The organism is Flagellimonas lutimaris (assembly GCF_051494225.1).
Classification (GTDB): Bacteria; Bacteroidota; Bacteroidia; order Flavobacteriales; family Flavobacteriaceae; genus Flagellimonas; species Flagellimonas lutimaris_A.
In genome coordinates this window covers 85,127-94,301 of sequence record NZ_JBNPYE010000012.1, presented here as the reverse complement: position 1 = coordinate 94,301, position 9,175 = coordinate 85,127, and the positions used below count along the sequence as shown (strand labels likewise).

The following is a 9,175-nucleotide window of genomic DNA, read 5'->3' as shown; positions in this document are numbered from 1 at the left end:
TCCGACACCCGGAAAACCGAGTCCCTGCATCAAAATGGTTCTTAATAATTCTCTTTACGCTGTCGTTACAATATGTATATGAACTTCTTTATTTCTTTAAACTCAAAAGGACACTATTCTCAGTAATCCCCCCTCGTTAACGCCCTGCCTTATCAGCTAAGCGGGTGCAAATGTACAACTGTTTTCTAAATCGGCAAGCTTTTTTGAAAAAAAATTTCAAAACATTTTCTTAACCTTAAAAACAATCCTTTTACATGAACTTTTCCGTTTAACACCTTAGTGTTTTTCGGGCTGCAAATGTAAAATGTTTTTTTTGATCACACAATGCTTTTTCTGTGTTTTTTTTCAATCCTGTCGACTCATCAAAACAGTATGTCAATAAGCTTATGAACTCACCGAAAAAACAGACTCTTTGTTGTTTTCGGGCTGCAAATGTAACATCATTTCAACAACAAACAAGAGCTTTTTTTGACTCCTCCGCATATTTACTTTCAACTCACTGAAAGTGAAACATATAAAAATACAACTTTTTTAAAAATTACAAAAACACCTTCCCTTTTTCTATTCTTCAGTCTAAAAACCAATTGAACCCACCTATATTATTGTAGAAAATTAGTATATATATAAAAGTAAGTCTTGTAGCATCTATACAAGGTATTATCTTTGTCCTCTCGATTATAAAAAAACAGAAGTTTAAACAACATGATAAAGATCACACTGCCAGATGGTGCTGTAAAAGAAGTTGAAAAGGGAACTACTCCTTTTTCCATTGCCCAAAGTATTAGCGAAGGGCTTGCGAGAAACGTTATTTCTGCAAAATTTAATGATACTACGGTTGAAACCTCCACACCATTAACCGAAGATGGCAGATTGACTCTTTATACTTGGAACGATGATGAGGGCAAAAAAGCATTTTGGCACTCCACCTCCCACGTTGTGGCCCAAGCATTGGAAGAACTCTATCCTGGTATAAAGTTGACCATAGGCCCTGCTATAGAAAATGGATTCTATTATGATGTGGATTTTGGAGATGAAACTATTTCCGAAAAAGATTTTCCGACAATAGAGAAAAAGGCACTGGAAATTGCTAGAGGGAAACACGACTATACCATGAGAAGTGTTTCCAAAGCGGACGCCCTTTCTTATTATAAAGAACAGGGGAATGAATATAAGGTAGAGCTCATCGAAAATCTTGATGATGGCACCATCACTTTTTGCGACCACAGCACTTTTACCGATTTATGCCGTGGCGGCCACATTCCCAATACAGGAATCATAAAGGCAATAAAACTATTAAGTGTTGCGGGGGCTTATTGGAGAGGCGACGAAAACAATACACAGTTGACCCGTGTTTATGGTATCTCCTTCCCAAAACAAAAGGCACTAACGGAATATCTCCATCTTTTGGAAGAGGCCAAGAAAAGGGATCACAGAAAATTGGGCAAGGAATTGGAACTCTTTACTTTCTCAAAAAAGGTAGGTCAAGGTCTTCCTTTATGGCTGCCTAATGGTGCTGCGCTTCGGGAAAGGCTGGAACAGTTTTTAAAGAAAGCTCAGAAGAAAGCAGGCTATGAAATGGTGGTAACTCCACATATTGGTCAAAAAGAACTATACGTTACCTCTGGCCACTACGCAAAATATGGAGAGGATAGCTTTCAACCAATTCACACCCCAAAGGAGGATGAAGAGTTTTTGCTAAAACCCATGAACTGTCCTCACCACTGTGAGATATACAATAGTCAACCTTTTAGTTATAAAGATTTACCGAAACGCTATGCTGAATTCGGTACCGTATATAGATATGAACAAAGTGGAGAGTTGCATGGATTGACAAGAGTAAGAGGGTTTACTCAAGATGATGCCCATATTTTCTGTACAACGGAACAACTTAACGATGAATTCAAAAATGTAATCGACCTAACCTTATATGTATTGAATTCTTTAGGCTTTGATAATTTTACAGCGCAGGTATCGGTAAGAGACTTGGACAATCCTGAAAAATACATAGGAAATACTGAGGATTGGGAGAAAGCGGAGCAAGCAATCATTGATGCCGCAGAGGAAAAAGGGTTGAACTATGTGATTGAAAGCGGTGAAGCAGCATTTTATGGTCCTAAGTTAGATTTTATGATCAAAGATGCCCTCGGAAGAAACTGGCAGTTAGGAACCATTCAAGTAGATTATAATCTTCCTAAACGTTTTGATTTATCCTACAAAGGAAGCGACAACGAACTGCACAGACCAGTAATGATTCACCGTGCCCCATTTGGAAGCATGGAACGATTCGTGGCACTGTTACTGGAGCATACCGGTGGGAACTTCCCGTTGTGGTTGATTCCAACACAAGCTATCGTACTGCCCGTCAGCGAGAAACATGAAAAATATGCTGAAAAAGTTTTGAATTCGCTAGAAAATCACGAAATTCGCGCGCTCATTGATAACAGGAACGAGACGGTAGGGAAAAAAATCCGTGAGGCAGAACTCAAAAAAATCCCTTTCATGATCATTGTTGGGGAACAGGAAGAAGAGTCTGCCAGCCTTTCTGTAAGAAGACATGGAGGTGAGGATTTGGGTAGTTTGAGCGTAGATACATTTTCGGGCTTGGTAACTACTGAAATAAATAGTACCTTAAAGTCGTTCTAAAAAATTAAGTTTAATTAAAAAGTTTACGTCATAGCAATTAGAAGAAGATTTAGACCCCAACCAAGGAGGGAAAATAAAAACCCTCATAACATCAATGAGAAAATAAAAGCCCGAGAAGTAAGGCTTGTCGGCGATAATGTTGAAATGGGTGTTTATCCTATTTCCAAAGCAAGGGAAATAGCCAACGAACAGGAGTTGGATTTGGTTGAAATATCTCCAAATGCCGAACCTCCGGTTTGTAAGGTCATGGATTATAAAAAATTTCTTTACGAACAAAAGAAACGGGACAAGGCCATGAAGGCCAAAGCAAGTAAAGTTGTTGTAAAGGAAATTAGGTTTGGTCCACAAACGGACGATCATGATTATGAGTTCAAGAAAAGACACGCGGAGAACTTCTTGAAAGATGGTGCCAAACTAAAAGCCTATGTATTCTTTAAAGGACGATCTATCGTTTATAAAGATCAAGGCGAAATATTATTGCTCCGACTAGCCCAAGAACTCGAAGAGCTTGGAAAGGTAGAGCAAATGCCTAAATTAGAAGGTAAGCGTATGACCATGTTCATTGCGCCCAAGACAAACAAAAAATAAAAACTGAACCCTGGTTCGGTATAATAAGCGGAGTTAAATACTAGGAAAATGCCTAAGATGAAAACAAAATCCAGTGCCAAGAAGCGTTTTAAGCTTACAGGAACTGGTAAAATCAAAAGAAAGCACGCTTTTAAGAGTCACATTTTGACAAAAAAATCTAAAAAGCGTAAGCTAAAGTTGACCCATTCCACTTTGGTTCACAAATCGGATGAGGACAACATCAAAGAACAATTACGTTTAAAATAATTGTTCACCGGTACATTATTTATTAACCATGGAGTCGGGCCATAAAAGTTCTCAATAATTGAGACGCCTGCTACAAAAAAATGACACATTATGCCAAGATCAGTAAATTCAGTTGCTTCAAGAGCTAGAAGAAAAAAAGTGATGAAGCAAGCCAAAGGTTACTTTGGAAGACGTAAAAACGTTTGGACAGTAGCCAAAAATGCGGTAGAAAAAGCAATGCTTTATGCTTACCGCGATAGAAGAAACAAAAAGCGTACTTTCCGTTCCCTATGGATTACCCGTATTAATGCTGGTGCCAGAATGCACGGAATGTCTTACTCTCAATTTATGGGTAAGGTGAAAGCCAATGGAATTGAACTTAACAGAAAAGTTCTTGCCGATTTGGCCATGAACCATCCCGATGCTTTTAAAGCCATTGTTGAGAAAGTAAAATAAAAAAGTTAATATAAACTTACCCCGCTTATTTAGATCCCGCCTTGTGCGGGATCTTTTATTTTACGGCTTTTCCGTACACAGTTTGTTCTATACTGCCCTTAAATTGACAACCCTACCCCTATTGTCCATAAGCCGTAATCACCAACTTTCTGCCCGAAGCATGGTTTCGATGTTCGCATAAATAAATTCCCTGCCAAATTCCCATATTTAATCTGCCCTGGGTTATGGGCACTTGTACCGAAGCTCCCATCAAAGAGGCTTTGATATGAGCTGGCATATCGTCCGCACCTTCATAATTGTGTACATAATAGGGTGCATTTTCGGGTACCATGGTATTGATGTGACTCTCAAAATCGGTTCGCACCGTTGGGTCTGCATTTTCATTTATGGTTAAACTGGCCGAGGTATGTTTAATAAAAACCTGAAGAAACCCCGTATTGATTTTTCGAAGTTCCGGGATGGCATCAATCACCGTGTCGGTAATCAAATGAAACCCTCGAGCATATGATCGTAATTGTATTTCTTTCTGGTAAAAATCCATACACAAAAACTGTTTGTTCCGAAATTAATATAAAGTTTACCAAAACAAGGGTTCAGTTCGGTCATTAACAAATAACTTTGCAGCTTAATTAGTTGCAATGGACCTATCACAAATAAAAATGGTGGTTACCGATATGGACGGAACTTTGTTGAACTCCAAACACGAGGTAAGCCCCCGGTTTTTTGAAATTTACGAAGAACTCAAAAAGAAAAATATAGCTTTTGTTGCCGCAAGTGGAAGACAATACCATAGTATGGTCGACAAATTGGAGTCCATTAAAAATGAGATCTTGGTCATTGCAGAAAATGGTGCCTTAATCAAAAAGCAAGAGGAAACCTTACTTACCACTCCCATAAATAAGTCTGAAGTCAATCGAATTCTTGATACCGTACGACCATTGGAAAATGTACATCCAGTGCTTTGTTGTCAAAACAATGCTTATGTTGGAGGTGACTCCAACGAATTCTTGGAAATGCTTCGTGAATACTATTCCGAGTTTGAAATTGTAGAGGATCAAAAACAGGTTAACGAGGAAGTACTCAAAATAGCTATCTATCATTTCGAAAACTCCGAAAAGCACATTTATCCCAATGTGAAACATTTGGAAGGTGACCTTAAAGTAAAGGTTTCTGGAACCAATTGGGTAGATGTTTCCGATTTGAATGCCCATAAGGGTTACGCACTCAAAAAAGTGATGGACGAATTCCAAATCGCTTCCCACGAAATCATGGTCTTTGGAGATTACAACAACGACCTAGAAATGTTGGAACTATCCGATTACAGCTTCGCTATGGCCAATGCACACCCCAATGTTTTAAAGACCGCCAAATATACTACTCACAGCAATGATGACTTTGGTGTAGAGCGAATTTTGGAAAAGTTGCTTTAGCAATCAATTTATTGACCTACTCCCCCTAAAGTGATTTGCTTTTGTAAAATTTGTACCTTAAAGGACAAACCACAAAAGCAACGCTATGGCACCTCTAAAGAAAGAACAGATCAAACAAGAAGTCTTTGATCTCTACGATAAATATGCACACAACCAGTTGAGTCGTAGGGAATTTATGGAAAAACTTTCGGTTTACGCAGTTGGTGGTATTACAATCGCTTCTTTGATGAGCTTTGTAATGCCCAACTACAAAGACACACTCACTGTATCTCCCAACGACCCAGGATTGGATTCTAAGTTCATTACCTATAATTCTCCAAAAGGCGGTGGTGATATCAAAGGATTGTTATCTAAACCAAAAGATAGCAAAGGTAAAATTGGAGGAGTTGTTGTAGTACATGAAAATCGTGGACTCAATCCTTATATTGAAGACGTAGGAAGAAGAGCTGCTAAAGCTGGATTTATTTCCTTGGCACCCGATGCCCTTACGCCACTTGGTGGTTATCCCGGCAATGATGATGATGGTAGAACACTTCAACGGCAACGAGACCGTAATGAAATGCTGGAAGATTTTATCGCCGCCTATGAGTATCTCAAAAACCATGAGGATTGTAATGGAAAGGTTGGGGTAGTCGGTTTTTGTTTCGGTGGATGGATTTCCAATATGATGGCCGTAAGAGTTTCCGATTTGGCCGCAGCGGTTCCATTTTATGGAAGTCAACCTGCGGATGATGAAGTAGCACAGATCAATGCACCTTTATTGATTCATTATGCGGGATTGGATGAAAGAGTGAATTCCGGGTGGGAAGATTATGAAACCAAACTAAAAGAATTGGACAAAGACTATGAGGTCCATTTTTATCCCGATGTCAACCACGGGTTCCACAACAATACCACCCCACGTTTTGATGAAACTTCAGCCGATTTGGCTTGGAAAAGAACCATCGAATTCTTTAAAGAACACTTGAGTTAGGTCTTCTGTTTCTTTTTTCGGGCAGCAGGAAACAAGACGTTGTTCAAAATTAATCGATACCCAGGTGAGGTTGGATGTAGTTCCAGTTCCGTTTTGGGGTCCCCTACCCTATGCTGGTAATCTTCTGGGTCATGACCTCCATAAAAAGTAAAGAATCCTTTTCCTTTAATACCATGGATGTATCTTGCCTCTCCATTGATTTTATTCTCACCTAGAATCATAACCGTTGGCTTGACCTGACTTCGTGTGTATGCTGTGGTCTGCCCCATAAAACCTTTCACCAAACTGGTATGATTTTGTGTCAACATAGTGGGCACCGGGTCCCATTTGGCAGAAAATTCCATTAATGAAAAGTAATCGGACTCTTTAGGAACATTTGCCCTTTTATTGGTCATGTCAATAGAAGAAAACTCATATCGAATTGGGTTTCGCTCCAAGGTAAAATTGGTAAACGCAAAAGTGTTGCTAAAATCCAATTTAGCCTGATAGTTAGCGTCCGAAGGGTCTCCATCGAACATAGGTTCGCAAATATCAACTTCTTCTGCCGCTAAGGCAATATCAAAACTATCGGTGGCAGAGCACATGGCAAACATAAAACCTCCACCAATCACATAGTTTCTAATTTTAAGGGCAACGGCCAATTTTTCGTCGGATACTTTGGCATACCCCAAACTTTGGGCCAATTCCTCGGCTTTGGCTTTGTCTTCTATATACCATGGGGCCGCTCGATAATGGCCATAAAAGCGTCCATACTGCCCCGTGAAATCTTCGTGGTGCAGGTGCAACCAATCATATAGTGCCAATTTATCTCCTAATACCTCAGTATCATAAATAGTGGTGTATGGTATTTCGGCATAGGTGAGCACCATGGTAACGGCATCGTCCCATGGCTGGTTCCCCTCTGGGGAATACACCGCAATTTTTGGTGCTTTTTCCAAAATAACTGCATCTTGATTTTGGGAGGGACTACTTATATCGTCCAAAATTTGTGCTGCCTGACCATCAGAAAGGACCTCAAATGAAACGCCTCGAATTTGACATTCTTTTCGGATGGCTTCACCATCGGGCAACATAAAAGAACCGCCTCGATAGTTGAGCAACCATTGCACTTTTTGCTGTTTCGCAAGTACCCAATAGGTAATCCCGTATGCTTTTAAATGATTTTCTTGCCCCTCCTCATCCATAGGAATAAGGATAACGGAAGCAAAAGATTGAAATGTAAGTAGTAAAAAGAATGCTAAAAGTACACCTCTGGACTGCGCTCGAGGTGACAGGAAAGTTATTATTTTAGAAAGGTACGTCGTTATCATCTGGGCCATCATCACTGTTCATTGAACTACCAAAAGCATCATCCGCACTGGGAAGGTTTGGTGTTGCAAAGGGATTCTCTTCGTCCGCATTCATCTTCGATTGGAATTCGAATGGGGAATCAAAGTCATCCAAGTTATCAAATTTACCCAGAGCGCCCACAAATTTTAACCTAATATTTTCTAAACCTCCATTACGGTGCTTGGCTACAATAAATTCTGCTTGACCTTGTGTGGGGGTACGCTCTTCATCGTCCCACTCGTCAATTTTATAATATTCCGGCCTATAAATGAAGGATACAATATCCGCATCCTGCTCAATCGCCCCAGATTCCCTCAAATCCGAAAGGATAGGTCGCTTGCTACCTCCACGGGTCTCCACGGCCCTGGATAACTGGGAAAGGGCAATTACGGGAACATTTAATTCCTTGGCCAGTGCCTTTAAGTTTCTTGAAATCGTTGAAATCTCTTGTTCACGGTTACCTCCTTTTTGACTTCCTCCAGCGGTCATCAACTGCAAATAATCAATAATAATGAGCCTAATACCATGTTGTGAAGCCAATCGCCTTGCTTTGGCTCGCAGGTCGAAAATAGAAAGTGATGGGGTATCATCAATAAACAATGGTGCTTTTTCCAAAGTTTTCACTTTAACGTTCAACTGCTCCCACTCGTGTTTTTCAAGCTTACCGGTCCTCAGTTTTTCGGAGGATAAGCCCGTTTCGGAAGAAATTAAACGGGTAATCAACTGTACGGATGACATCTCCAAAGAGAAGAAAGCCACTGGAATTTCTGAGTTAACCGCAATGTTGCGCGCCATGGATAGTGTGAGTGCCGTTTTACCCATACCCGGTCTTGCCGCAACAATAATTAAATCACTGGGTTGCCAACCTGAGGTCAGCTTGTCCAACTTATCGAAGCCTGATGGAATTCCACTCAAGCCCTCTTTATTCGAAATTTCTTCGATCCTTTTCTTGGCCTGAATCACCAAATTCTGTGCTGTTTCAGCGGAACGTTTTAAGTTACCTTGCGTAACCTCGTACAATTTCGCCTCTGCATTGTCCAAAAGATCAAAGACATCGGTCGCATCACTATAGGCTTCCTCAATTATATCGTTGGATATTTTGATGAGGCTTCTTTGAATATATTTCTGAAGAATGATTCTTGCATGAAACTCAATATGCGCTGATGACGCTACTTTTTGAGTGAGTTTTATCAAATAAAAATCACCTCCGACCGCTTCCAGCTTACCATCTTTCTTTAATTGCGACGAAACCGTTAATAAATCCACTGGTTCGGAAGTTTCAAACAAATTGAAGATGGCCTCGTAAATATGTTTATGGGAATCTTTGTAGAAAACATCAGGATGAAGAATATCAATTACTTCATCCACCCCTTTCTTGTCAATCATCATAGCACCTAACACAACTTCCTCTAAATCAACAGCTTGAGGCGGTATTTTACCTCTCTCTAGATTGATAAGGGTGGATTTTTCCACACGATGTCCTACGATGGGGCTAGGTTTTTCCATGAATACGAAAGTAGCTAATTAACCT

At 40.1% G+C, this 9,175-nt stretch carries 9 protein-coding genes; 6 read left to right on the top strand and 3 right to left on the bottom strand.

The genetic code is table 11. The annotated features are described in order from the left end of the window. Positions 1 to 702 precede the first annotated feature (702 nt). The 4 genes from thrS to rplT all read left to right on the top strand — a co-directional run bounded on the left by thrS (position 703) and on the right by rplT (position 3,912). Positions 703 to 2,643 carry a threonine--tRNA ligase gene (thrS, locus tag ACQQ5U_RS17760; RefSeq protein WP_437399593.1) on the top strand — a complete coding sequence of 647 codons (1,941 nt, stop codon included), beginning with the start codon at positions 703 to 705 and terminating at the stop codon, positions 2,641 to 2,643. Positions 2,644 to 2,679: 36 nt separating this feature from the next. Next, the gene (gene infC / locus ACQQ5U_RS17755) at positions 2,680 to 3,231 is read left to right on the top strand and encodes a translation initiation factor IF-3 (RefSeq protein ID WP_437399600.1); all 552 of its coding nucleotides are present in this window, start codon (positions 2,680 to 2,682) and stop codon (positions 3,229 to 3,231) included. A gap of 48 nt (positions 3,232 to 3,279) precedes the next feature. After that, positions 3,280 to 3,477 (top strand): 50S ribosomal protein L35, encoded by a 198-nt coding sequence (rpmI, locus tag ACQQ5U_RS17750; RefSeq protein ID WP_292968701.1) that lies wholly within the window; start codon positions 3,280 to 3,282, stop codon positions 3,475 to 3,477. 90 nt (positions 3,478 to 3,567) lie between these two features. After that, on the top strand, positions 3,568 to 3,912 hold the full coding sequence (gene rplT / locus ACQQ5U_RS17745; RefSeq protein ID WP_014033571.1) for a 50S ribosomal protein L20: 345 nt from the start codon (positions 3,568 to 3,570) through the stop codon (positions 3,910 to 3,912). 118 nt (positions 3,913 to 4,030) lie between these two features. On the opposite strand, the gene ACQQ5U_RS17740 is transcribed toward rplT, so the two are convergent. Continuing rightward, positions 4,031 to 4,453 carry a secondary thiamine-phosphate synthase enzyme YjbQ gene (locus ACQQ5U_RS17740; RefSeq protein WP_437399590.1) on the bottom strand — a complete coding sequence of 141 codons (423 nt, stop codon included), beginning with the start codon at positions 4,451 to 4,453 and terminating at the stop codon, positions 4,031 to 4,033. A gap of 97 nt (positions 4,454 to 4,550) precedes the next feature. Between ACQQ5U_RS17740 and ACQQ5U_RS17735 the strand changes: the two genes are divergently transcribed. Beyond that, a complete protein-coding gene (locus ACQQ5U_RS17735) occupies positions 4,551 to 5,342 on the top strand; it encodes an HAD family hydrolase (RefSeq protein ID WP_437399589.1) in 792 nt (263 codons plus the stop codon). Between the two features lie 85 nt (positions 5,343 to 5,427). Beyond that, the gene (locus tag ACQQ5U_RS17730; RefSeq protein WP_437399587.1) at positions 5,428 to 6,315 is read left to right on the top strand and encodes a dienelactone hydrolase family protein; all 888 of its coding nucleotides are present in this window, start codon (positions 5,428 to 5,430) and stop codon (positions 6,313 to 6,315) included. Here the strand turns inward: ACQQ5U_RS17730 and ACQQ5U_RS17725 are convergent. Together ACQQ5U_RS17725 and dnaB are read right to left on the bottom strand one after the other, a co-directional pair. Then, positions 6,312 to 7,625, bottom strand: coding sequence for an asparagine synthetase B (locus ACQQ5U_RS17725; protein WP_437399586.1), 1,314 nt, complete (start codon positions 7,623 to 7,625; stop codon positions 6,312 to 6,314). The genes ACQQ5U_RS17730 and ACQQ5U_RS17725 overlap by 4 nt on opposite strands. Continuing rightward, positions 7,603 to 9,150 (bottom strand): replicative DNA helicase, encoded by a 1,548-nt coding sequence (gene dnaB / locus ACQQ5U_RS17720; protein ID WP_437399584.1) that lies wholly within the window; start codon positions 9,148 to 9,150, stop codon positions 7,603 to 7,605. Before dnaB ends, ACQQ5U_RS17725 begins: the two co-directional genes overlap by 23 nt. Positions 9,151 to 9,175: the final 25 nt, after the last annotated feature.

Excerpts from the sequence above, each read along its gene's own strand:
- rpmI (WP_292968701.1), top strand. The coding sequence starts at position 3,280 with ATGCCTAAGATGAAAACAAAATCCAGTGCCAAGAAGCGTTTTAAGCTT.
- ACQQ5U_RS17730 (WP_437399587.1), top strand. The coding sequence starts at position 5,428 with ATGGCACCTCTAAAGAAAGAACAGATCAAACAAGAAGTCTTTGATCTC.
- dnaB (WP_437399584.1), bottom strand. The coding sequence starts at position 9,150 with ATGGAAAAACCTAGCCCCATCGTAGGACATCGTGTGGAAAAATCCACC.
- ACQQ5U_RS17725 (WP_437399586.1), bottom strand. The coding sequence starts at position 7,625 with ATGATAACGACGTACCTTTCTAAAATAATAACTTTCCTGTCACCTCGA.
- thrS (WP_437399593.1), top strand. The coding sequence starts at position 703 with ATGATAAAGATCACACTGCCAGATGGTGCTGTAAAAGAAGTTGAAAAG.
- rplT (WP_014033571.1), top strand. The coding sequence starts at position 3,568 with ATGCCAAGATCAGTAAATTCAGTTGCTTCAAGAGCTAGAAGAAAAAAA.
- ACQQ5U_RS17735 (WP_437399589.1), top strand. The coding sequence starts at position 4,551 with ATGGACCTATCACAAATAAAAATGGTGGTTACCGATATGGACGGAACT.
- ACQQ5U_RS17740 (WP_437399590.1), bottom strand. The coding sequence starts at position 4,453 with ATGGATTTTTACCAGAAAGAAATACAATTACGATCATATGCTCGAGGG.